The 23172-nt window shown below is 71.5% G+C and carries 24 protein-coding genes; 12 read left to right on the top strand and 12 right to left on the bottom strand.

Annotated features, from left to right (window positions below; translation table 11 throughout):
• The first annotated feature begins 67 nt into the window (after positions 1-67).
• The 5 genes from ACIBSV_RS32900 (at position 68) to ACIBSV_RS32880 (ending at position 5845) form a co-directional block, all read left to right on the top strand.
• The gene (locus ACIBSV_RS32900; protein ID WP_395869552.1) at positions 68-1636 is read left to right on the top strand and encodes a DEAD/DEAH box helicase; all 1569 of its coding nucleotides are present in this window, start codon (positions 68-70) and stop codon (positions 1634-1636) included.
• Between the two features lie 249 nt (positions 1637-1885).
• Positions 1886-3124 carry an Ig-like domain-containing protein gene (locus ACIBSV_RS32895; protein WP_395869550.1) on the top strand — a complete coding sequence of 413 codons (1239 nt, stop codon included), beginning with the start codon at positions 1886-1888 and terminating at the stop codon, positions 3122-3124.
• A gap of 397 nt (positions 3125-3521) precedes the next feature.
• A complete protein-coding gene (locus ACIBSV_RS32890; protein WP_395869548.1) occupies positions 3522-3977 on the top strand; it encodes a tellurite resistance TerB family protein in 456 nt (151 codons plus the stop codon).
• 117 nt (positions 3978-4094) lie between these two features.
• The gene (locus ACIBSV_RS32885; protein ID WP_395869546.1) at positions 4095-4685 is read left to right on the top strand and encodes a hypothetical protein; all 591 of its coding nucleotides are present in this window, start codon (positions 4095-4097) and stop codon (positions 4683-4685) included.
• On the top strand, positions 4682-5845 hold the full coding sequence (locus ACIBSV_RS32880; RefSeq protein WP_395869544.1) for a PrsW family intramembrane metalloprotease: 1164 nt from the start codon (positions 4682-4684) through the stop codon (positions 5843-5845). Before ACIBSV_RS32885 ends, ACIBSV_RS32880 begins: the two co-directional genes overlap by 4 nt.
• A gap of 446 nt (positions 5846-6291) precedes the next feature.
• Here the strand turns inward: ACIBSV_RS32880 and trxA are convergent, their stop codons facing one another.
• Positions 6292-6660: a thioredoxin gene (gene trxA / locus ACIBSV_RS32875; RefSeq protein ID WP_395869542.1), complete on the bottom strand. Its 369-nt coding sequence runs from the start codon at positions 6658-6660 to the stop codon at positions 6292-6294.
• 265 nt (positions 6661-6925) lie between these two features.
• Here trxA and ACIBSV_RS32870 point away from each other — a divergent pair, with 265 nt between their 5' ends.
• Positions 6926-7186 carry a hypothetical protein gene (locus tag ACIBSV_RS32870; protein WP_020554669.1) on the top strand — a complete coding sequence of 87 codons (261 nt, stop codon included), beginning with the start codon at positions 6926-6928 and terminating at the stop codon, positions 7184-7186.
• 56 nt (positions 7187-7242) lie between these two features.
• Here ACIBSV_RS32870 and ACIBSV_RS32865 read toward each other — a convergent pair whose 3' ends face one another.
• The 5 genes from ACIBSV_RS32865 to ACIBSV_RS32845 all read right to left on the bottom strand — a co-directional run bounded on the left by ACIBSV_RS32865 (position 7243) and on the right by ACIBSV_RS32845 (position 10740).
• Positions 7243-8187, bottom strand: a complete 945-nt coding sequence (locus ACIBSV_RS32865) for a hypothetical protein (protein ID WP_395869540.1) — start codon at positions 8185-8187, stop codon at positions 7243-7245.
• Between the two features lie 200 nt (positions 8188-8387).
• Positions 8388-9200, bottom strand: a complete 813-nt coding sequence (locus ACIBSV_RS32860) for a serine hydrolase domain-containing protein (protein ID WP_395869538.1) — start codon at positions 9198-9200, stop codon at positions 8388-8390.
• An 11-nt stretch (positions 9201-9211) separates the two neighbouring features.
• Positions 9212-9745, bottom strand: a complete 534-nt coding sequence (locus ACIBSV_RS32855; protein ID WP_395869536.1) for a hypothetical protein — start codon at positions 9743-9745, stop codon at positions 9212-9214.
• 160 nt (positions 9746-9905) lie between these two features.
• Entirely contained in the window at positions 9906-10391 is a 486-nt protein-coding gene (locus ACIBSV_RS32850) for a (4Fe-4S)-binding protein (RefSeq protein ID WP_395869534.1), read from the bottom strand.
• Positions 10392-10434: 43 nt separating this feature from the next.
• A complete protein-coding gene (locus ACIBSV_RS32845) occupies positions 10435-10740 on the bottom strand; it encodes a GNAT family N-acetyltransferase (protein WP_395869532.1) in 306 nt (101 codons plus the stop codon).
• A 229-nt stretch (positions 10741-10969) separates the two neighbouring features.
• Between ACIBSV_RS32845 and ACIBSV_RS32840 the strand changes: the two genes are divergently transcribed.
• On the top strand, positions 10970-11791 hold the full coding sequence (locus ACIBSV_RS32840; RefSeq protein ID WP_395869530.1) for an SDR family NAD(P)-dependent oxidoreductase: 822 nt from the start codon (positions 10970-10972) through the stop codon (positions 11789-11791).
• 179 nt (positions 11792-11970) lie between these two features.
• Positions 11971-12648, top strand: coding sequence for a restriction endonuclease (locus tag ACIBSV_RS32835; protein ID WP_395869528.1), 678 nt, complete (start codon positions 11971-11973; stop codon positions 12646-12648).
• 275 nt (positions 12649-12923) lie between these two features.
• Here the strand turns inward: ACIBSV_RS32835 and ACIBSV_RS32830 are convergent, their stop codons facing one another.
• From ACIBSV_RS32830 to ACIBSV_RS32815, 4 genes are all read right to left on the bottom strand, one after another.
• Positions 12924-13136, bottom strand: a complete 213-nt coding sequence (locus ACIBSV_RS32830) for a zinc ribbon domain-containing protein (RefSeq protein ID WP_395869526.1) — start codon at positions 13134-13136, stop codon at positions 12924-12926.
• A 23-nt stretch (positions 13137-13159) separates the two neighbouring features.
• Positions 13160-13480 (bottom strand): antibiotic biosynthesis monooxygenase family protein, encoded by a 321-nt coding sequence (locus ACIBSV_RS32825; protein WP_395869524.1) that lies wholly within the window; start codon positions 13478-13480, stop codon positions 13160-13162.
• A gap of 114 nt (positions 13481-13594) precedes the next feature.
• Positions 13595-15889, bottom strand: coding sequence for a collagenase (locus tag ACIBSV_RS32820; protein ID WP_395869522.1), 2295 nt, complete (start codon positions 15887-15889; stop codon positions 13595-13597).
• A gap of 232 nt (positions 15890-16121) precedes the next feature.
• Entirely contained in the window at positions 16122-16406 is a 285-nt protein-coding gene (locus ACIBSV_RS32815) for a hypothetical protein (RefSeq protein WP_395869520.1), read from the bottom strand.
• 18 nt (positions 16407-16424) lie between these two features.
• On the opposite strand from ACIBSV_RS32815, the gene ACIBSV_RS32810 reads away from it, so the two are divergent.
• The 3 genes from ACIBSV_RS32810 to ACIBSV_RS32800 all read left to right on the top strand — a co-directional run bounded on the left by ACIBSV_RS32810 (position 16425) and on the right by ACIBSV_RS32800 (position 18821).
• Positions 16425-16616 carry a hypothetical protein gene (locus ACIBSV_RS32810; RefSeq protein WP_395869518.1) on the top strand — a complete coding sequence of 64 codons (192 nt, stop codon included), beginning with the start codon at positions 16425-16427 and terminating at the stop codon, positions 16614-16616.
• Positions 16617-16863: 247 nt separating this feature from the next.
• Positions 16864-18381: an aldehyde dehydrogenase gene (adh, locus tag ACIBSV_RS32805; protein ID WP_395869516.1), complete on the top strand. Its 1518-nt coding sequence runs from the start codon at positions 16864-16866 to the stop codon at positions 18379-18381.
• Positions 18381-18821, top strand: coding sequence for a DUF779 domain-containing protein (locus tag ACIBSV_RS32800; RefSeq protein WP_395869514.1), 441 nt, complete (start codon positions 18381-18383; stop codon positions 18819-18821). Before adh ends, ACIBSV_RS32800 begins: the two co-directional genes overlap by 1 nt.
• Positions 18822-18876: 55 nt before the next feature.
• Here ACIBSV_RS32800 and ACIBSV_RS32795 read toward each other — a convergent pair whose 3' ends face one another.
• Entirely contained in the window at positions 18877-20193 is a 1317-nt protein-coding gene (locus ACIBSV_RS32795) for a prenyltransferase/squalene oxidase repeat-containing protein (protein WP_395869512.1), read from the bottom strand.
• Between the two features lie 96 nt (positions 20194-20289).
• Entirely contained in the window at positions 20290-21330 is a 1041-nt protein-coding gene (locus ACIBSV_RS32790; protein WP_395869510.1) for an MBL fold metallo-hydrolase, read from the bottom strand.
• 310 nt (positions 21331-21640) lie between these two features.
• On the opposite strand from ACIBSV_RS32790, the gene ACIBSV_RS32785 reads away from it, so the two are divergent.
• On the top strand, positions 21641-23104 hold the full coding sequence (locus tag ACIBSV_RS32785) for an aldehyde dehydrogenase (protein WP_395869508.1): 1464 nt from the start codon (positions 21641-21643) through the stop codon (positions 23102-23104).
• Positions 23105-23172 lie beyond the last annotated feature (68 nt).

Genomic DNA, 23172 nt, shown 5'->3' with positions numbered 1-23172 from the left:
CGACTCCTTGTGCGGCGTCATGCCGCGGAGACGTCCTCGATACGCGCCGCATCGAGGAAGGTTCTCCATGAATCGCACCCCCCGCTCCAACGACCGATACAGCCGCAGCGGCGGCGGCAGCAGCGCCGGCCGCAGTGGCGGCTACGGCGGTGGCGGCGGCCGCGGCCGCGGTGGCGCCCCGTCGGGCAACCGGCGCAAGCCGATGACCGCCGGCCCCGTGGCCGAGTTCGCGCTGCCGGTCAGCACGACCCCCTCGCTGCCCGCGGTGGGCTCGTTCGCCGAGCTGGACATGCCCAAGCCGATGCTGGCCGCGCTCACCCGCCAGGGTGTCACCGAGCCGTTCCCGATCCAGGCGGCCACGCTGCCCAACGCGCTGGTCGGGCGGGACGTGCTCGGTCGCGGTCGGACCGGCTCGGGCAAGACGCTCGCGTTCGGCCTCGCGCTGCTCGCCCGGATCGCCGGCCGTCGGGCCGAGAGCAAGCAGCCGCTCGCCCTGGTCCTGGTGCCCACCCGCGAGCTCGCGCAGCAGGTCACCGACGCGTTGATGCCGTACGCCAACTCGGTCCAGTTGCGGATGACCACGGTCGTCGGCGGCATGTCGATCGGCCGCCAGGCCAGCTCGCTGCGCAACGGCGCCGAGGTCGTGGTGGCCACCCCCGGCCGGCTCAAGGACCTGATCGACCGCGGCGACGCGCGGCTGGACGCGGTCGGCATCACGGTGCTCGACGAGGCCGACCAGATGGCCGACATGGGCTTCATGCCGCAGGTCACCGCGCTGCTCGACCAGGTGCAGCCGGACGGCCAGCGGATGTTGTTCTCGGCCACGCTCGACCGCAACGTCGACCGCCTGGTCAAGCGCTTCCTGTCCGACCCGGTGGTGCACTCGGTCGACCCCTCGCAGGGCGCGGTGACCACGATGGAGCACCACGTGCTGCACGTGACCGAGGCCGACAAGCACACCGCCGCGACGCACATCGCGGCGCGTGAGGGCCGGGTCATCATGTTCATGGACACCAAGCACGCGGTGGACCGGCTCACCCGGCAGATGTTGCAGAGCGGCGTCCGCGCCGCCGCGCTGCACGGCGGCAAGTCGCAGCCGCAGCGCACCCGCACCCTGGAGCAGTTCAAGAGCGGGCACGTCACCGCGCTGATCGCGACCAACGTCGCGGCCCGCGGCATCCACGTGGACGGCCTGGACCTGGTGGTCAACATCGACCCGCCGACCGACCACAAGGACTACCTGCACCGCGGCGGTCGTACCGCGCGCGCCGGCGAGTCGGGCAGCGTCGTGACGCTGGTCACGCCGAACCAGCGCCGCGAGATGGCCCGCCTGATGATGATCGCCGGCATCGAGGCCTCGACCATCCAGGTCCGGTCGGGCGACGAGGAGCTCACCCGCGTCACCGGCGCCCAGGTGCCCTCGGGCGTCCCGGTCGTGATCTCCTCGCCGGTCTCCGAGGCGCCGCGTCGCGGTGGCTCGGCCGGTGGGCGCGGTCGTGGCCGTCGTCCCGGCCAGGGCGGCGGCAGCGGTACGGGCCGTCGTCCGTCCGCCGCGGCCTCCGGCGCCTCCTCGGGCCGCTCCGGCGGTTCCACCGGCGGCGGCGGCGCCCCGCGCCGGCGCACCGCCGCCGCGTAGCGACGGTCGGGCTCGCCTGCGGCGAGGTGGGCCGCGGTCCTGGACCGCGGTTCGCGACCGTCGCGCGAGCCTTCGAGAACTCCGAAGCCGCGTCCGGGATTTCCTCCGGGCGCGGCTTCGTGCCGTGCCGGGCCGGGCGGTTGCGCCCCAAGGGTGTCGAAACCGTCACACCCCGGACGGGCATGGGGAATTGATCCGCATTGTTAGTGTTGAACGATCCCCGGTCGTCCAAGTTCGTGAGGTCAGCACGTGCGCAAGCCACTGATATCCGGCTCCCGCAAGGGAATTCGCATGGTCGCGCTGCCCCTGGCGGCGGCCGCCGTCCTGCTCGCGGGATGCGGTTCGGGAGGGGCGGACAAGGCGGGGAAGTCGGAGGCGGCGCAGGCGAAACCGGGCTCGGACGGGAATGAGGCCAAGGACACACCGGCGCGGGTGAGCGTGGATCCGATCGACGGGACCCAGGGTGTGGTGCCGGGCAAGCCGATCACGGTGACCGCCGACTCGGGCACGCTGGCCTCGGTGCGCGTGGTGGACGCGCAGAACCGGGCGATCGAGGGCGCGGTGGGGGCGGACGGCCGCACCTGGACCTCGACCACGCGGACCATCCCGGGCGCCGCCTACACGGTGACCGCCACCACGCGCGGCAAGAAGGGCGCGGAGACCTCCGTCACCAGCAAGTTCGGCACGCTCAAGGCCGACACCGTGAACAAGGTCACGCTGCGTCCGGCCAACGGCGGCACGTTCGGCGTCGGCCAGCCGGTGTCGATCATGTTCGACCACGCGGTCAAGGACAAGGCCGAGGTCGAGCGCAACCTCAAGGTCACCACCGCGCCCAACGTCGAGGGCTCGTGGGGCTGGACCAAGGACCAGTCCGGCAAGGACCGGGTCGACTGGCGGCCACGCGAGTTCTGGCCGAGCGGTACCAAAATCACCCTCAACGCGAACCTGGCGGGTGTGGCCAGCGGTCCGGGGACCTACTTCACCCGGGACTACGAGAGCACCTTCACGGTCGGCACGAACCGGGTCGTCGAGGTGGACATCCCCAAGAAGCGGCTGACCGTGATCGAGGACGGCACGGCGGTCAAGACGATCAAGATGTCGGCCGGCTCGAACGAGTTCCCCACCCGCGGCGGCACGCACGTGATCCTGAACAAGAACGCCACCGAGACCCTCGACTCGACCACGGTCGGCCTCGGCGACAGCTACAACCTCCCGGACGTCCCGTGGGTGGTGCACTTCACCTCCTCCGGCACCTTCTTCCACTCGGCCGCGTGGAACACCGCCAACATCGGCGTCGCCAACACCAGCCACGGCTGCGTCGGGATGACCGTCCCGGACGCCGAGTGGTTCTACAACCGCGTCCAGGTCGGCGACCCGGTCGTGGTCAAGGGCTCGAACAACACCGAGGCCACCGAGCCGGGCAACGGCTTCGGCAACTGGCAGCTCACCTACGACCAGTGGAAGGCCAAGAGCGCCCTCGCGAGCTGAGCCGGGTATGCCCGGGGCTCGGCCGAACCGGTCGGGCCCCGGGTCGGTTCACGTGCCGGAATGCGGCACCCGGGCCGGCACGCTCCGCCGGCCGCCCGGCCGCCCCCGCGCTCGGGCAGCGACGGCGTGGCCGCACCCCCCACCGACATCCTGCGGTCCCCGGCGCGCGGTGCGGCAGCCCCCGCAGTCCGACGCCCCGCAGCGTCCGGCCGGCCCATACCGCCTGCCCGCTCCTTCCCCGGGTCGGGCACGCGCCGTCGTGGCGCCGCGTCGGCGGATGCCTCGGCCCGCCGGGCGGTTGGCGAATGGATTCTGCGGGTGGTGTGCAGGACATGTATCTTCTACGAGTCTGTAGATCAAGTTCCGAGCGCGTGTGTGCGAGAGGCAGGGGATCCCGATGGCTCTGTGGGACAAGTTCAAGCAGTCGGCCCAGACGATGCAGGGGCAGCTGGAGGCGAAGAAGAACGAGCTCAAGAGCGGCGGCTTCCGGGACGCGAGCATGGCGATCTGCGCTCTGGTGGCCGCGGCCGACGGCTCGATCGATCCGGCCGAGCGGCAGCGGGTCACCACGCTGATCACCACCAACGACGTGCTGCGCAACTTCGCCGCGAGCGACCTGGAGCAGCGCTTCGAGGCCTATCTGGCCAAGCTCACCGCCGACTTCGAGCTGGGCAAGGTATCCCTGCTCCAGGACATCGGCAAGGTCAAGAAGAAGCCGACCGAGGCGCGCGCGGTGATCCAGATCGGCATCGTCATCGGCGGCGCGGACGGCCACTTCGACAAGACCGAGCAGGCCGTCGTGCGCGACGCGTGCTTCGCCCTCGACCTGGCCCCCGTCGAGTTCGGGCTCTGATCGCACGGGCCCGCGCCGATCACCGGGGCGGGCCCGCCAACCCTTTCGAGGGACCGATTCCGCCCGACGGCCGATGTTCGTCGGGCGGAATTCCCGGTTTCGTCGGACGTTGGTGACATGACCGACGCCCGCTTCCGCACCGGGCCGCGGCGGGCTCGCTGGTGGGGTCCGTTCGCGGTCGCCGCCATCGTGGTGCTGCTCGCCGGCGGGTGGCCGCTGATCGACTCGTGGATCGCCGGCGACAAGCGAGTCCGGGCGGGCACGGTCTTTCGGGTCGGACCGGACGAGGACCATCGCGCGTGGTTCCGGGTCGGCTCCGGCTGGACGTTGGACCAGGCGGCGACCACACCCTCGCGCGTGTTCGTGCTGCGACACGGCGCCGTGGACCTGTCGATCGCGTACATCTCGCTGCCTCGGGCCGAGGACGCGGACGCGCTGTGGACCGGACTGCGCGACACGGTTCGGGTCGGCGACCGGCACGCCCGGCTCGGCGCGCCGGTGCCGCTGACCGCCGACGCCGGGGCCCAGGGCATGGTCGGCACGCTGGACCGGGGCGACGACACCGGACGGGCGGTGATCTATCCCGGTCCCGAGGACGCGTTCGCGATCCGGCTGATCGCGCTCGCGCCACCGGATACCGCCGATCCCGACTGGCTGCCGGTACGGGACGTGATGCGCTCGCTGACCTTCACCGAGGAGGCCGCGTGAGCGCTGTCGTGGTCCGACCGTCCGGCGAGCGTCCCGCACCGATCGCCCTGACGGTGGGACTGCTCGCCTGCGTGTTCGGCCTCGGCGTGATCGGCTACGAATACCGGGACACGGTACGGGTGTTCCCGGCCGCGGCGGCGCTCGCCGGTTTCCTGCTCGTGCTCACCCTGGGCGTGGGCTATCTGCTGCCCCGCCGGATCCGGCCGGTGGTGGCGCCTCCGCACGCGAGCTCACTCGCGTGTGTCGGGTGGGGGATGACCGCCGCGACCGGTTGCGCGATCCTGGCCAACACCGGTCTGGGCGGGATCTGGGCGAAGACCAGGGGGGTCGACTTCGCGGACAGGTGGGGCGCCGCGGTGACCGCGCCGTTGAACGAGGAGACGCTCAAGCTGTGCGGCGTGCTGCTGCTCGCGTTCGCCGCGTCGCGCGCGATCCGCGCGCCGATCGACGGCTGGGTGTACGGAGCCCTGGTCGGCCTGGGCTTCCAGGTGGTGGAGAACCTGCTGTACGCGCTGAACACCATCCTGCTGGACGGTGCGACCGATCCGGGCGCGTCCGTGGACGCGTCGTTCGCGGCCCGGGTCGGGATCACCGGGTGGGGTTCGCACTGGGCGATGAGCGCGGTGGCGGGCACCGGCATCGGCTACCTGGTCGCGCGCGACGGTCGACCGCTCGCCCGCCGACTGGCGGTCGCGCTCGGCTGCTGGCTGCTCGCGATGGGAATGCACGTGTCGTTCAACGCGCCGACGGTGTTCGGATGGCGTGGCACGTTGGTGAAGGTGGCGGCGAACCTGGTGATCGCGCTGCTGGTCTACCGGGCCGCGCGCCGGCACTACCTGGCCAGGTTCCGGCAGGTGGCCGCCGAGGAGGCCGCGAGCGGCGCGATCCGGCCGGAAGAGGCCGCGTTGTTGCCGCGGCGCCATGGTCGGCGACAGGCTCGCTCCGGCCCGCGCCCGCGGCCGACGCGGGTGCTGATCGGGGAGATCGAGGCGGCCCAACTGGCGCTCGTGGCCGCGCGGATTCCATCCGCGGACCCGGAGGCGCCGGCCCGCGCCGAGCGGCTGCGCGCGGAGATCGCGACGCTGCGGGCGCACCTGCGGGCGAGGCCCGTCGCGGACGCGTCGGGATGGCCGGGGCGGACACCGGCGCCGCCTTCGTGAGCGGGCGGTCGGCACCGGCGTCGTGTCCTGTGCCCGGCCCCTCTCGTGTCGCGGGCTCGGCCCCTCTTGCGTCTCACCAGCCCCTCTGGGCTGCCGAGTTCGATGCCGTCCCGGATTCGCGCACGCCGGCGGGGGATCTTTTGCAACTTCGCGGCGGTGGAGTTCTACTTGATGGAGCGAGAGGGGTCCGACGGAGATAGACGCGGAGAAGCGATCGAAGTCGGACCGCGCACCGCGCAATCAGGATCCACGAGAAGTGGATGGGCCCCTCTCGGCCGCATCATCGCGGTCGGGCACACCGCGGCAACCCCGGTCACCGCCACCCCGGTTGCCTGGAGCAGGCGACACGAAAGCCCGCCGGACTCGATCCGGCGGGCTTTCGGGCGTCGGCCGCGCCCTCGGGCCTGGCCGGCCGAGGGCGCCGGTGTGGCCGTCGAGGGTGTCGGTCAGCCGTCGGCGATCTTGCGCTTGACCTCGTCCATGTCCAGCCCCTGCGCCTGCTTGATCAGGTCGACGAGCGCGGCCTCGGGCAGCGCGCCCGGCTGCGAGAACACCACGACGCCGTCCCGGACCAGCATCACGGTCGGGATCGACTGGATCGAGAACGCCTGCGCGAGGTCGGTCTCCGCCTCGGTGTCCACCTTGGCGAACACCACGTCCGGGGTCGCCTCGGAAACCTTCTCGAAGGTCGGTGCGAACGATCGGCAGGGTCCACACCAGGACGCCCAGAAGTCGAGCACGGTCAGTCCGTCGCCGGATACGACCTCTTCGAAGTTCTCCTTGGTCAGTGCGACCGTGGCCATGCGTCCTCCCAAACGTTCGTGCCCCGTGGTTTGCGTCTACGTGGCTGTCAACAGGCGCGGGGGCGAGGGCATTCCTGGGCTTGTCTCGGGCCCGTCCGCGGGACTTCGCGACGACCGCGCGGGGCGTCGACGGGGTCCTGCGGGCGCGTTCCGCGAACACCTACCCAGCCGACCGCCGCACTGCACACGCCCCGTGACCCCAACCGTCACACCCGCACCATAGGCTTGTTCGAACCGGCGCCGACCGCCGGTTACCGTGCAGCCGAGGAGTCCCGCCATGCGCTACACCCGCCGCAGCGTCGTCAGTCTCGCCCCGGCCGAACCCGGGTGGGACGTCGAGGTGACCAAGGCCGGCGAAGAGGCCGTTCTGTGCCCCGTCATCGGCTGGGCCATCGTCGTGCTCGACACCAGCGCCGAGGGGCTGACCGAGACCGCGATCGAGCCCGCGTTCGTCTACGACGGTGCCGTGTACACCCCGGCCGAACTGGCGCACTCGATCGGTGAGCTGGACTACCAGATCATCGAACCGGAGGAGTGAGCGGACCGCGATCGGGTCTGGCCCGGTCGTGGCAGTCCACCTCGCATCGGCTCCCGTCACGCGCTCGGCGGGAGCCGTCGGCATTCCCGGGTCCCGCCCTGCTCGTCGGTCGGATCCGGGGCGGCCGGACCCGCCTTCGTCGCGCGGGTGTCCGGTTCGGGCGTACCGGCCGGCCCGGGCTCGACCTCGGCGAAGCGGGAGAGGGCGATCGCGCCGGCCACGGCCAGCACGAAGCCGATCAGCGCGAGCGGGACGTACGGGCCCGGGCGGCTGTGGTCGCCCAGGAAGACGATGCCGACGGCGGCGGGCAGTACGGTCTCGCCGACGACCAGGGCGGCGGCGACCGCGGTGACCACGCCGCCCTGGAGCGCGACCGTGTACAGCAGGAAGGTCAGCGCGGCGCCGGCGAGCAGCGCGTAGCACGCGGGGTCGCGGACCAGCGCGGACGGGGACAGGTCGGTGATCACGCGCGTGGCCAGCGCGATCAGGCCGAAGCCGAGCCCGGAGAGCAGGCCGAGCAGGCGCGAGCGCCACGGCTCGGTCAAGCGCGCGCAGCGCCGGCCGGCCAGGCCGAGCAGGGCGACGCCGGCCAGGAGCGACCAGCGGAACGCGGCGTGGGTGTGTGCCGGGCCCTCGTGCCCCGCGGAGACGCCGAGCAGGGCCAGGCCGGCGCACACGGCCGCGACCGCGCCCCATTCGCGACTGTGCAGGCGGGCGCCCAGGACCGGGACGGCCAGCACCGCGGTGACCGCGAGGTTGGCCGACTGGGCGGCCTCGACGGCGAAGATCGGAAGTTGCCGCAGTGCGACGAACTGGCAGACGTACCCGACCAGATCGAGTCCGGTGCCGAGGACGAAGGGCCATTGCCCCAGGGCCCGGACCAGCACCCTGGGATCGAGCCCACTAGTGCTCGCGGTGCGCCGCGCGCCCAGCGCCTGGAGCACGGTCGCGACGCCGTAGCAGAGCGCGGCGGCCGGCGCCGCGAGCACGGAGAACAACACGGTTCGACGGTATGTGTCGTTCCGGCCCGCGTGGTGCAGGACGGGCGGTGCGAAGGGGTGACCGGGAATGGTGCCCGGCGCGGCCGGTCGGTGCGGCCTTCCGGTGCGGCCTCTCGGGATGGGTCTCTCGGCGTGGGCTTCTCGGCGTGGGCCCTCCGGGATGCGCCGAACTGCCGGACCGGGCGGCCCGATTCGCCGGCTCAGCGCAGTTCGGCGACCACCGCGTCGTTCAGCACCGGCCATACCTGGGCCGCCCACGGCCCGAACTCGCGGTCGGTCAGACACACGCAGGCCGCGTCCAGCTCCGGGTCCACCCACAGGAACGTGCCGCACGCGCCGAAGTGGCCGTACGTCGCGGGCGAGTTGGTGGTCCCGGTCCAGTGCGGCGACTTGGTGCCGCGGATCTCGAAGCCGAGCCCCCAGTCGTTGGGCCGTCGGGTGCCGTAGCCCGGCAGTACGCCGTCCAGGCCGGGGAAGACCACGGTGGTGGCCTCGCGCACCGTTTCCGGCGCGAGCAGGCGCGGTGCGAGCAACTCGGCCGCGAACCGGCTCAGGTCGCGCACGGTGGACACGCCGCCGGCCGCGGGGGAGTCGCCGATCGTGGTCTCGGTCATGCCCAGCGGCTCGAAGACCGCCTGACGGACGTACTCGTCGAACGGGATGTCGCAGGCCTTCTCGATGGTGGCGCCGAGCAGGTTGAAGCCGGTGTTCGAGTAGATCCGCTTGCGGCCCGGGCCGGCCAGCACGCGGTCCTCGTCGAAGGCCAGACCCGACGTGTGCGCCTGGAGGTGCCGGATCGTGGACCCGGGCGGCCCCGCCGCGTCCCCGGGCTCGATCGCGCCCTCCTCGATCGCGGCGAGCGCCGCGTACGCGGTGAGCAACTTGGTCACCGAGGCGAGTCGGAACGGCTCGTCCACCGGGCCGTGCTCGCCCTTGACCACCCCGTCCCGGGTGATCACGGCCGCAGCGGCTTTCCCGACGGGCCACGTGTCGATCATGCGCAGGCTGTTCACGGGAGTCGAGCCTACGGCGAGGGTACGCGCTCGCCCAACCGAGGGATCAGATCCGCCATCAACGCGGCCAGTTCGTGCGCACACGCGACGAAATCGGCCTCTTCGCCGCCGCCGGGGTCGACCACGTCCTCCCAGTCCGGTTCGAGCTCGACCGAGGCGAGGTCGAGCGCGGCGAGCCGGTGCGCCAGGGGTTCGCCGGCCGGTCCGGTGGCGGGCAGGTCGCGGACGAGACGCCGCAGGGTCGCGGTGCGCGCGGCGCCCTCCGGGTGGTGCCGGCGGATGTACTGCACGTGCTGGTACTCCTGCGTGATCAGCAGGTCGGCCGCGGCCACGTGCGCGTCGGTGAGCTGGGTGCTGCGGTGGCCCGCGGCGCTCAGGCCGAGCCGCTCCAGCGCGGCGCGGGTGCGCCAACTGATCTGTAGGCCCTCGACCACGAAGGTGCCGGCGGTGGCCACGCGCCAATCGGGCCGGGCCGCACGGGCCAGTTCGCCGGCGATCACCGAGCGGGTGGCGTTGCCGGTGCACACGAAGAGCAGCGAGGTCATCCGTACATCATGGGCCGGTCATCGAGGCGGGGCGGGGCGGGCCGCGGTCGGTCCGGGGTGGGTGGGTGTGGGGCTCGGCGGTGCCGGGTCGGGCGGTGCCGGGTCGGGTGGGTGTGGGCTCGGTGCCACCGGGGCGAGGTGGGCGGCCCGGTCGGCTGGGTCAGGTTCCGGGTGGTTCGGCGGCCGGGCGGCCGGGTGGGTCCGATTGGCCCCAGTCGCGGCCGGTCAGCGCGCACCCGGCGCTGCGGTCGCAGAACGGCACGTTGCCGGTCGAGCCGCAGCGGCACAGCGCCGCCCGCGTCTCGTGGCGGTGCGTGCCGTCGGGCATGGTCACCTGGATATGACCGCGCAGCACCAGTGGGCCGCCGTCCACGACGTACACCCGGGTGGGGTGGGTCGGCATCTCCGGCGCCCCGCCGGTGGGCGTGTAGTGCAGCGCGCCGCTGGGACAGTGCCGGATCACCTCCGCGACCTGCTCGGCCGGAACCCGCGTCGGGTCGATCCAGGGCCGCCGATCGGTGTCGAAGACCTCGGGCAGGCCGCGTACGCACTCGCCGGAGTGCAGGCAACGCTTGGCGTCGAAGGTGACGACGATGTCCTCGGCCGGATACTCCTCGCCTCGGTCGGGACCTGGGGCGGTGCTCATCTGAATCAACTCGGATCGGTCGGAGCGGGGACCGTCGGACGGGTCAGTCCGTGACCGTGCTCGGCGGGGCGTCGTAGACGAGGTCGAAGTAGTCGGGGTGCTTGCCGATCCACGCCTTGACGAACGGGCACAGCGGCAACACCTTGCGGTCGCCGCCGCGCAACAGGTCGAGCGCGCCGCGCACGAGCGCACCGCCGACGCCCTTGCCCTCGAACCTCGGGTCCACCTCGGTGTGGGTGAACACGATCAGGGCGTCGGTGGTCATGTACTCGGCGTAGCCGGCCAGGTCGCCGTCGGCCCGGGCCTCGAAGCGGTTCTGTGCGGGAACGTCCTCGACCGCGATGTCCATGTGATCCCCTCGATGTGGTTCGGATAGGCGGATGCCGACCCGACACTCTCTCTCGAATCCATTCGAACGCATACCCGGGTGTGGTGCGACCCAGGGCGACCGTCGCGGTGGCCGGAGCGCTTGATCGTTTCCCGCGCTCCGGTCGGTGCTCCGCCGTTGACCTCGCGCGCGACCTGGGAGAGCATGCGCAGATCTGACGCATCGTCATATTTGCTGGGAGGCACCACTCATGCTCGATCCCGAACCCCTCGCCGGTCAGGTCGCGGTCGTCACCGGCGGAGCCGCGGGCATCGGCGGCGGGGTCTCCCGGCTGTTGGCCCGAGCGGGCGCGCTGGTGCTGCTGAACGACATCGACGCGGACTGGGCCGAGCAGGCCCGGGTGGACATCGAGGCGGCCGGCGGGCGGGTGGAGGTGGTGCTCGGCGACATCCGCGAGCCGGCCGCGGTGGCCAGGCTGCGCGATGCCGCGCTGGCGGCGGGTGGCGCGGACGTACTCGTGAACAACGTCGGCGACTATCGGCCCTCGACCACGTTCCTGCGCAGCACGGAGGAGGAGTGGCGGGCGCTGCACGCGATCAACTTCGAACATGTGTTGCGCGTCACGCACGCACTGTTGCCGCAGATGATCGAGCGCGGCTCCGGCAGCATCGTGAACGTGTCCACGGTCGAGGCACTGCGCGGCATTCCGGGTTGCCCGGTCTACTCCGCGTACAACGCCGCGATCATCGCGTTCACCAAGAGTCTCGCGGTCGACGTGGCGCGCAAGGGGGTGCGGGTCAACGCGATCGCGCCGGACATGGCGAACACGCCGCAGACGACATACGAGGCGAAATTGCGCGATCGTGACCCCGCGCTGATCGGTTCGTGGGTGCCGATGGCGCGGTTCGGCGAACCCGAGGACTACGCGAAGGTTGTGCTCTTCCTGGCGAGTGCCGCATCGTCGTATGTGACGGGTCACCTGATCCCGGTGGACGGCGGTACGACCGCCGCGAGCGGGTGGTACGGGCGGGCGGACGGTCGCGGTTGGACCAACCTGCCGGATGGCGCGTGAGCGGCATTTCGTAGGGTGTTCGGTTGTTGTTCGGGCCGGGAACCGGGCAGGTGTCCCATACGTCGGGACAGCAAGAGGGAACGATGGCGTGGCCGCGGAGTCGGTGGCGCCGATCGGATCGGGACAGCGTGAACGACACGAGTACGACCGGCCACAGCGTCACCGGGGGGACGACGGACATGGCACGTACGACGGTGAGGGCCTACCTCAATCTGGCCATCCTGGTGGCCGGGCTCGAACTCCTCGCCATCGGCATCTGGTTCGTCCTCGAGGGCATCCGAGTCGACCAGGCGGACAGCATGATGGTGGTCTACGTCTGCGCCGCCGCGGTGCTCGGCTCGGCCATCTGGCTGGGCGGATATCGGCCTCGGGCCGACGAGTTCGTCGAACGCTGCGACGACACCGCGCTGCGGGACGCGAAGGCGCGGCTGGACCGGATGGACCCGGCCCGGCTGGCCGAACACGTGGCCGACCTGTGCGAGCGGGACGGGCTGGCCGAGGTGGAGACGGTGCGGGTCGTCGAGGACGCGTACGCGGTGGACATCCACGCGAGGCGCGTCGACGGGACATCGGCGGTGTTGCGGTGTCGCAGTGCGGAGGGGCCCGGGCCGGTGGCGGGGGGCGTGGTCCAGGACTTCGTGAGTGCGCTCGCCGCTCACGCGGGTGGGGATGGGGCTGCTGCGGGGGCCGGCGCGGGCGGGGATGGGTCCGGGGCGTTGTTGCTCGCTACGACGGCCGGGTGCTTTTCGGCCAAGGCGGCGGCGGTTGCGGCGTCTGCGGGGGTGGTGCTTTTGGATCGCGCGGCGTTGGCGCACTGGGAGTGTGACAAAGAGGTGCCGGCGCCTTTGGCTGCGTAGCGGGCTTTTGGCCTCATGCGCCGGCCGGGCTATTTGGCCTCAAGCGCCGGCCGGGCTATTTGGCCTCAAACGCCGGCCGGGCTGGGTGGCCTCAAGCGCCGGCCGGGCTACTTGGCCTCAAACGCCGGCCGGGCTGGGTGGCCTCATGCGCCGGCCGGGCTGATGGGTTTCGGCCGGCCTTGGGGAGTTGGCTGCGCTGGGTTGGCCTCAAGCGCCGGCCGGGCTGAGTGGTGCGGCGGTTGGGGTGGGTGGTTTTCCGCTGGGCTTGGGTGGGGTCAGTTGCAGCAGCCGCCTCCGCAGCAGCCGCCTCCGGTGTTGCCGGTGGGGCGGGGGGTGGAGGCGGCGCCGGTTAGCGCGACCGTGGACAGGAGTTTTGTGGTGTCGCCGTGGCCTTGGGGGCACGTGGCCGGGTCGTTTGCGGCGGACATCGGGCGGTTGAGCTCGAAGGTGATGTCGCAGGTGCGGCAGCGGTAGTCGTAGCGTGGCATGGCGCCAAGGCTAGTACCGGAGGTCAGGCCTTCGGGCCGGTGCTCTGGACGACCTCGAAGGACCACAGCGCCGAGTCGGTGGAAGCCGGCTTCGGCCGTTCGCCGCCGTCGCCCTGCCCGTGCGCGGCCTTCATGGTCCCGGCCATCCACGCCTGGAAGTCCTCCTCGCTGCGCCAGCGCGTGTACACGAGGTACTGGTCGGTCCCTTCGACCGGCCGCAGCAGTTCGAACCACTCGAACCCGTCCTGCGAGTCCACCATCCCCGCACGCGACGCGAATCGCTGCTCCAGGGTCTCCCGCATCTCGGCGGGCACGGTCAGCGCGTTGATCTTCACCACAGACATGCCCCCAGTCTGCCGGACGGTCGGGTGTCGCCTCGCACCGGAGCGGGTGGAGGGGACGGCCCCCGGGCGCGGGGTGGGCAGCGCTCGGGGGCCGTCGTTGGTGGGGGTGGTGGATCAGGGGCGGAGGGGGCCTTCGCAGGTGTAGGTGGAGGTGGCGGCCCGGGCGTTGGTCCAGGCGACGGGTGCGGTGAAGTGGCAGTTCATGTCGGCGAGGTTGTCGAGGGCCGCGCCGGCGCGGATGAGGATGAAGTAGTCGACCGTGGCCGCCATGGCGGTGTGCATGCGGCCCGGATCGGTCGAGTCGATGTTCGCGGTGATCGCGCCGGTGCAGGTGAAGCGGGGGAGCCTGTCGCGGGTCGCGCTGCACGACGTCGGGTTGTTGGAGGTGGCCCCACGGAAGGCCCGGCGGACCTGGTCGGCGCCGGTCGCGGTGAGTTTCCCGGGCGGGGTGTACTTCGCCACCGGCACGATCAGGTTGTCCACGTCGGCGATTTGGCGGTCGAGGTAGGTGTCGAACTCGGCCTGGAAGGTCGGGCCGCTCACCCGGTCGAGGAAGGCGTCGAACGCGGCGACGTCGTTGTTCCGCAGGTGGGTGTACATCTCGGTGAGCAGGTCCGGGTGGTCCCGGCCGAGCATCGAGAAGAACGAGCCGGCGTAGGCGTAGTAGCGGAAGAAATAGCCGTCGTCGTCGTATGTGAAGTGCAGCGTCTCGCGGACGGACGGCCGACTGCCGTACTTCCGCACGTCCGAGATCACCTTGGTGACGAGCGACTTGCGTAGCTGCACGCCTTGGTCGCGGGTCGCGCCCGCCAGGTACTCGGCCATGCCCTCGTCGAAGGCGGTGGTCCGGTTCTCCGCGTACCAGGGGCCCTGGCCGAACGAACCGGGCACCGCCCAGCGGCCGTTGAGGTAGTGGGTGTACTCGTGGCGGAACAACTCCTCCAGTTGGAGGAGGGAATCGCGCGGCACGACGCGTTGATAGGTGTAGAAGGTCGCGCCTTCCTCGATGTACAACCCGCCGTTGTTCGTCGAGTAGCCGTACAGGAACGGCTGGTACGTGTGGTAGTCGGCCATGCTCGCGTACAGCCGGACGGTCAGTTTGTGGTTCGGGTCGCCCGTGAGCGGCAGGTCGGCGCCCACCGTGCGGAAGAACTGCTCCTTGACCTGCTTGGAGGCGTAGTACAACTGCTCGACGGTGGCCCGGTCGAGAGACGTGTGCACCTCGATGTCGCCCCGGTCGAAGGTGTACGTGTTCGGGAACACGGCCGCCTCCACGTCGGCCCGACAGACTCCCGCCGCGTGACAGCGACCGTAGGTCTCCAGCCAGTGCGCGACCTCGCTCCACGGCACCGAGAAGCGGCCGTACCAGCCCTCGGTGTCGGTGAGCATCGTGTTCAGCCCGGTCACCGTCTCGGCGGTCAGACTCGGGATCTGCCCGAGTCGGCCGTACTCGTAGACGCCGTTGCGCAGCAGCCCGGAGGTGCTCGGCGTGTTCAGGTGCCGGTAGCCGACGAACGCCTTCAGGCCGGCGCGGTAGGCCGGATCGGCCTGTACGGCGGCGATGAAGCCCGCGTCGCCGTTGTAGATGCCGTGGTAGGCGAGGGTCTGTGCGGAGAGCACCGCGTTCCGCCGGGCCGCGTCCTGCCAGGCCGCCGTGCTGCCGTCCATGTCGCGGAACATCCGTGTCAGCAGAGGCAGTTGCCGTCCGCGTACGCCGTCGATGTCGGCGCTGATCAGCACTTCGCGCAGCAGCGCGCCCGAGGTGGGTGTGAGGTCGAACGCGTGCGGTGCGGCGCGGAAGGCGTCCGCCGCCGCGTTGATCGCGGCCACCACGGCCGGCCCGCGCAGGTCGATCGCCGGGTTGTCCCAGTCGAGGTAGAGCGCGGCGTGGGTGAAGTACCAGAGTTCGTACAGGTGCGACGCGTTCGTGCCGTCGTAGCCGGGGGCCAGCGCGGTGATCCGGGCCAGTACCGCCTGGAGGTGAGCCGGCGTCAGCACCCGGCCCAACTCGGGGGTGTAGGTCCACAGGAAGCCGCGCAGGCAGTCGGGTCCGACGTCGGCACGGGTGAGGAAGTCGGCAAGGGCCTGCGGGGACAGTGCGGAGAACTCGGCGAGCGTGCAGCCGGCCGGCAGGGCGGCGGCCTGGGCTCGCAGGTGCGCCGGCGGGGCGATCGGGAGGTCCGCCGGGGAGGGGCCCCGGCCGGGCGGCTTCGCGTTGGTCCCGTCGACCGGACTCGGACCCCGGTCGGGGCCGAGCGAGAGTGGCGAACCGATCCGGTCGACCTCGTCGTCCGGATCGGCCGCCGTCGCCGTGTTCGCTTGCCCGACCCGCGAGTTCGTGCTCGGGACGGGGCCGGCCGAGGCCGTCGACGGAGCTGCGATCGGCAGCACGCCGACGGCCAGTGCCAAGAGGGGAACGCTTGTGGCAAACCACTTCCTGCGGCGTGCGTGATTGCTCATGTACGGCCCTTCGGGCACGGGCGGACCACGGTCGGTGGTCCACAGTGAGAACACGACGCTGAGTACAATGGCATATGTCACACGTGACATCCAGATGGATTCACGGTGAATCGTTTCCGACGGGGGCGGAAGTCGGTTCGGAAGTTGCCGCCGTGCTCGCGGCGCTCGGCGGTCGTGTCGGCTACCGGGCGGCGAGTTCGGCGTTCGCCTTGGCGGTGACATGGGCGAGCGCGCGGGCGGTGATCTCCCGGTCGGCGGTCGGAAGGTCGCCGTACAGCCGCTCGGCCACGCCGGCCACGGCGTCCGTGAACCCCTGCCGGAGGGCGGCGCCCTTGTCGGTGAGAGCCGTTCGGGCGCCGTCGACCAGCCCGGCGTCGGCGAGTTCGTCGAGCAGGGTGTGCGCCTGCGACTCGCAGAGGGGAGCGCGCCGGCGGGGCGCTATCGCAGCGCCCCGTTTCGCCGACACCACGAGCAGATCGCCGGCATGGTCGCGGAGTTCGCCCCCGACGCGGACGCCGCCTATGTCGCCGATCTGCTCCTGATGGCGTTCGCACCGGGCCTGTTCGACTTCCAGCGCACCGAGCGCGGCTGGGACGTGGACCGCATCAAGCGCGGCCTCGACGCGCTGATCGCCGGCATCGGGGCCGCCGAAGGGGCCGACGCGCAGCCGTCGTAACCACCACCGTGCCCCGTGGGACGGGAACACGACCGGGACAGAACAGCGATGGGACAGGGGTAGGCAGCCCAGGAGCGGGCCGGCCCGCGACGCCCCCCGGAGCCGGCATTTCCCGCCGATGAACCCGTGACCTTCGGCCCGCCGGCGACTAGCGTCGGCCGCAGGCGCCCCGAGCCGCGACCCGGTCGGGTGTGTGCCGCTGATGGTCCGTCATGCCCAGTGCACGGCAAGGGAAGCGGAGGCTTGCGTGGTCTACAGTCAGCCCGGCCAACCGGACAGCATCGTCAATTTCGAACCTCGGTACGACAACTACATCGGGGGCAAGTGGGTGCCGCCCGTGCAGGGCCGGTACTTCGACGACATCACCCCCGTGACCGGACAGCCGTTCTGCGAGGTGGCCCGTTCCACTGCCGAGGACGTCGAACTCGCGCTGGACGCCGCGCACGCGGCCGCCGACGCGTGGGGGCGGACCAGCGTCACCGAGCGGTCGCTGATCCTGCTGAAGATCGCCGATCGCATCGAGCAGAACCTCGAACGCCTCGCGGTCACCGAGACGTGGGAGAACGGCAAGCCGGTCCGCGAGTGCCTGGCCGCCGATCTGCCGCTGGCCGTCGACCACTTCCGCTACTTCGCCGGGGTGATCCGGGCCCAGGAAGGGTCCATCTCGCAACTCGACGAGGACACCGTCGCGTACCACTTCCACGAGCCCCTCGGCGTGGTCGCGCAGATCATCCCGTGGAACTTCCCACTGTTGATGGCCACCTGGAAGCTCGCGCCGGCGCTCGCCGCCGGGAACTGCGTCGTGCTCAAGCCCGCCGAGCAGACCCCGGTGAGCATCCTGGTGCTGATCGAACTGATCGCCGACCTGCTGCCGCCCGGTGTGGTCAACGTGGTCAACGGCTTCGGCTTCGAGGCGGGCAAGCCGCTGGCGAGCAGCAACCGGGTGGCGAAGGTGGCCTTCACCGGCGAGACGACCACCGGGCGGCTGATCCTCCAGTACGCGTCGCAGAACATCATCCCGGTGACCGTCGAACTCGGCGGCAAGAGCCCGAACATCTTCTTCGCCGACGTGGCCGACGAGGACGACGACTTCTTCGACAAGGCGGTCGAGGGCTTCGTGATGTTCGCGCTCAACCAGGGCGAGGTCTGTACGTGTCCGTCCCGGGCGCTGATCCACGAGTCGATCTACGACCGGTTCATGGCGCGCGCGTTGGAGCGCACCCGGGCGATCGTGCAGGGCAACCCGCTCGACCCGGCGACCATGGTCGGCGCGCAGGCGTCCAACGACCAGTTGGAGAAGATCCTGTCCTACCTCGACATCGGCCGGCAGGAGGGAGCCGAGGTCCTGATCGGCGGCGCGCGCAAGGTGGTCGAGGGCTTCGAGGACGGCTACTACGTCGAGCCGACCATCTTCAAGGGCACCAACGACATGCGGATCTTCCAGGAGGAGATCTTCGGTCCGGTGGTCTCGGTGACCACGTTCGGCGACGACGCCGAAGCGCTGCGGATCGCCAACGACACGCTGTACGGCTTGGGCGCGGGGGTGTGGACCCGGGACGCGACGCGGGCCTACCGGTTCGGTCGGGAGATCAAGGCCGGCCGGGTGTGGACCAACTGCTACCACGCCTACCCCGCGCACGCGGCGTTCGGCGGGTACAAGGCATCCGGGATGGGCCGGGAGAACCACCGGATGATGCTCGGCCACTACCAGAACACCAAGAACATGCTGGTCAGTTACTCGGCGAAGAAGCTCGGATTCTTCTGATGACCGAGTCGCCGCAGACGCCGAGCGTGGCCGACCCGCCCGAACGGCCGGGGACTTCGGTCGAGAAGGTCGCGATCACCGCGGCCGCCGCCGAACTTGTGGTCGAACTCGCGGCCGAGCACGGGCCGTTGCTGTTCCACCAGTCGGGCGGTTGTTGTGACGGGTCCTCGCCGATGTGCTACCCGAGAGGGGAGTTCCTGGTCGGCGACGCGGACGTTTTGCTCGGCTGGGTCGCCGGGCAGCCGTTCTACATGTCCGCGGCGCAGTACGAGTACTGGCGGCACACCCACCTGACCGTGGACGTGGTGCCCGGTCGCGGTGGCGGGTTCTCGGTCGAGGCGCCGACCGGCAGGCGATTCCTGATCCGCTCGCGGGTGTTCACCGACGACGAGGCGCGCCGACTGGAGAGCGACCGGGCGCAGCCGGGGCGCGGGCACTGAACGGTCGGGCCCGGGACGGGATCGCTCCCGTCCCGGGCCCGCCGGCACGGTCGGCTCAGTCCTCGCGGCGGCTGCGTCGCATGCCCAGGATCAGGGTGGCCGCAAGCAGTACCGCGATCACCGCGGCCAGCGTGTCCCGCAGGGTGTGGTCCGCCGGGCCGTCGATCAGGTTGCTCTGGTTGGTCATGTCCGGCGTCGGCGTCGCGGCCGGCCCCGTGGCCTGGAGCAGCTTCGGCAGGTCCAGGCCGCCGAACGTGGTCACCGTGCGGTTGGTCGCCTTGGCCGCCAGGATCAGCGAGGCGAGCCGGACCGGGTCGCTGCCCGCCATGGTCTTGGCGCCCGAGGCCAGCCAGTCGACCGCCGCGCCCGCCTCGGCCGGGTGACCGGTCGCGGACAGCGCCTGGACGGCGGCCACCGTGGCGTCGAAGTCGCTCGGCCCGCCGAAGTGATTGCCGCCCGCCTTCAGCTTCGCGATCAGCCACGCCGCGCCGCCCTGCGCGGCCAACGCCCGGCCCGGCTCGGCACCGGGGCAGACCAGCGGGGTGACCGCGATGGAGGGGGCCGGTACGGCGGGCTGGGTGCCGTATCCGAGCGCGAGCACCGAGCGTGCGGTCACCGTCGGATCGACCGGACCGCCCGGGCGCGTGGCGAACGCGCCCCGGTCCGGCTCGGGCGCGGCGCAGCGCGACTGGGTCGCCTTGAGCGCGTCGGTCGGCGTACGCCCCTGCGGCGACCTCAGCAGCTCCGGCGAGCGGCCGGCGGTGACGATCGCGCTGATCGCGGCCGCCGTCGCGGCAGGGTCACCGGTCGCGTCGGGCGCCGGTGCGGTCGCGAACGAGCCGTCCGCGAGCTGCTTGGACCGCAGCCAGTCGACGCCGCGCGCGACCCGCGTGTCGTAGGTGCGCAGCGCGTGCAGTGCCTCGATCGCGGTCGCGGTCGCGACGGTGTTCTCCCGAGCGGCGTCGCACGGCGCGGCGGGATCGGCTCGATACGCGGTGAAGCCGCCGTCCGCGCACTGCTGCCCGAGCAGCCACTCGATCGCGGTCGGGGCCGGTTGGCTGTCCGTGGAGGCCAGGGCCATGATCGCCAGCGACTGCCGGTAGACCCCGTCCGAGGTCGGATCACTCCGCCCGTACAGCGCGAGCGGCACCGGTCCGGACTGGGCCTTGTCGACCGAGACGCGTTGGACGGCCGACACGGAGGTGGTGATGGTGCGCGGCACCGAGTCGCCCACGGCCGCCCCGAGCGAGCCGCCGGGCGGCGGCGGTGTCGGCGCGGCGGCGGCCACACCCCCCGTCCAGAGCGAGCACAACAGCGTCGTCGTGAGCACGGAGGCCGCCGCGGCACGCCCGCGGCGTCGGGGGGAGGGCATGCAGTGCCTTTCGCTGAACGCTGAGCGGATCGGACCGCGAAACCGACGGTCGACGGTCCCGGCCACCCTACCCGTGCGCCCCCGCGGGCCCGAGGGTCACAGGGCCGTATAGCGCACGGGGTCGCCGCCGGGCTCCGCGCCCGCCCGTCCGCGCTTGACCAGGTGGCGCAGGTGCGCGGCGGCCTCGCTGAGGGCCAGTTGCCGGTTCTGCGCGCCCAACTGCGCCCACGGCCGGTTCCAGTCCATGCCCTCGGCGATCTGCCACAGGGTCAGCGACGCCGCGCACAGGCGCGTGTGCAGCGCCGCGAGCCGGTCCTCGTGCAGCCGGGCCACCTCGGCCGCCCGACCCGCCGCGTCCTCGAAGGCGTGCTCGTGGGCGGGGAGCACACCGGTGATCGGCAGCCTGGCGACACGTGTCAGGGAGGCCAGGAAGTCACCGAGCGGGTCGGCCTCCTCGGCCTCGTCGTACAGCCCGATATGCGGCGTGATCGAGGGCAGCAGGTGGTCGCCGGAGAGCAACCGGCCGTCGCCGCCCTCCAGGTGCAGGCAGACGTGGCCGGGCGTGTGCCCGGGCGTCCACACCGTGCGTACCGTGCGACCGGGCGCGGGTGCGAGTTCGCCGTGCACCAACTCGCGGTCGGGCACCGCGTAGTGCAGACGCGGGCGGCTGCCGGCCGTCGCGGTGCGCAGGCCGGTGAGCGCGTCCAGCGCCTCCTGCGGTGCGCCCGCGAGGGCGAGCACCTCCAGGTGGTGGCGCAGCCAGGCGGAGCGCGGCGCGTTGTTGATCAGTTCGACCTGCTCGGCGTCCGCCGCGTGCAGCGCGACCCACGCGCCGGATACCTCGCGCACCTTCTCGGAGAGCCCGTGGTGGTCGGGGTGCGCGTGGGTGACCAGTACGCCGTGCACCTCCTCGATCGAGGTGCCGACCTCGACCAGGCCGTCCACCAGGGCCCGGTAGGAGACCGGGTCGTCCCAGCCCGAGTCGACCAGGACGGGTCCGGCGTCGGTCTCCAGCACATAGACGAGGGTGCAACCGAGCGGATTGTTCGGGATCGGAACCGGGACGGTCCACACACCGTTGCCCAGATCGGCGACCCGAGGCGTCGGCGGGGTGGGGCGGCTGGATGCGGTGGTCATGGGCGGCCTCCTTCTCGATGTACTCGAAGTGGCGCCAGTCGAACGCCGGGTGCGCGCCCGACTTCGATGATCACCATAGAACACGTTCTCTCATACACCACCGCGCCGATGACTTGAGGGGTCGTCAGATCGAGATCCGGCACGTACGATCCTTACCTGTCAGCCGATGAGACTCCAGTCTCATTCGAGCCGCGAATGCGTTGTTCCCTCATCGGCAAACTGATATCTGTTCTAGTCAGAGTTCTGCTCATAGCCCGCAAGCCCCTGTATCGCGCAGCGTGTGTGCACGCCCGCACCGAGGAGGACCGTGATGACGGATATCGTGGAGCACAGCCAACTGGTCATCGGCGGAGAGCTGGTCGACCCCATTGGCAAGGACACGATCGAGGTCGTCTCGCCCCACACCGAAGAGGTCATCGCGCGTGTTCCGCACGCCTCGACCGCGGACGTGGACGCCGCGGTCGCCGCCGCGCGCAAGGCGTTCGAAGAGGGCCCGTGGCCGCGCATGTCGTTGGACGAGCGGATCGCCATCCTGGAGAAGATCCGCGACGGCTTCATGACGCGGTCGCAGGAGATCGCCGAGGTGGTCGCCTCGCAGAACGGATCGCCGGTCGGCTGGGGCCTGTTCGCGCAGGCCATCGGCGCCGGGATGATCTACGACACGGTGGCCAAGATCGCCCGCGACTACCAGTGGGAGGAGAAGCGGACCGGTCTGCTCAACCCGCTGCTGATCCGCCGCGAGGCGGTCGGCGTGGTGGCCGCCGTGGTGCCGTGGAACGTCCCGCAGTTCGTCACGGCCGCCAAGCTGGCGCCGGCGATCGCGGCCGGCTGCACGATCGTGCTCAAGCCGTCCCCGGAGACCCCGCTCGACTCGTACATCCTGGCCGAGATCTGTCGCGAGGCCGGCCTGCCCGACGGCGTGCTGAGCATCGTCGCCGCCGACCGCGAGGTCAGCGAGTACCTGGTCGCCCACCCCGGCATCGACAAGGTCGCGTTCACCGGTTCGGTCGGCGCGGGCAAGCGCATCATGGAGGTCGCCGCGCGCAACCTCACCCGGGTCACCCTGGAACTCGGCGGCAAGTCGGCGGCGATCATCCTGCCCGACGCCGACCTGGAGCACACCGCCACGACGCTGCTGCCCAACTCGTACATGAACAACGGCCAGGCGTGCGTCGCGCAGACCCGGATCCTGGCGCCGCGCGCCCGCTACGACGAGATCGCCGAGCGCTTCACCGCGTGGGTCGGCGAGCTCAAGGTCGGCGACCCGATGGCTGCCGACACCCAGGTCGGCCCGCTGGTGGCCAAGCGCCAGCAGCAGCGCTCGTTCGACTACATCCGGATCGGCCAGGAGGAGGGCGCCAAGCTGCTCGCCGGCGGCGGCCGTCCCGAGGCGCTGGAGAAGGGCTGGTACGTCGAGCCCACCCTGTTCGGCGACGTGGACAACTCGATGCGGATCGCGCAGGAGGAGATCTTCGGCCCGGTCGTCGCGCTGATCCCCTACGACGACGAGGAGCAGGCGATCGCGCTGGCCAACGACTCGGACTTCGGACTGTCCGGCAGCGTGTGGACCACCGACATCGAGAAGGGCATCGACGTCGCCCGCCGGATCCGCACCGGCACCTACTCGGTGAACACGTTCGGCCTGGACTTCTTCGGCCCGTTCGGCGGCTTCAAGAACTCGGGCATCGGCCGGGAGTTCGGCATCGAGGGCCTGGGCGCGTACACCGAGGCCAAGTCGATTGCGTTGCCCGCGGGCTACGACGCGCAGATCTGACCGTCGCCGCCGGCCCGCCTCCGCGCGGGGCGGGCCGGCGGTTCCAGGCCCTGCCGGGCCGAGCGAAG

This window comes from Embleya sp. NPDC050154 (assembly GCF_044460165.1).
GTDB lineage: Bacteria > Actinomycetota > Actinomycetes > Streptomycetales > Streptomycetaceae > Embleya.
The sequence above is the reverse complement of the archived record's forward strand: the minus strand, read 5'-3'. Positions and strand labels throughout refer to the sequence as shown.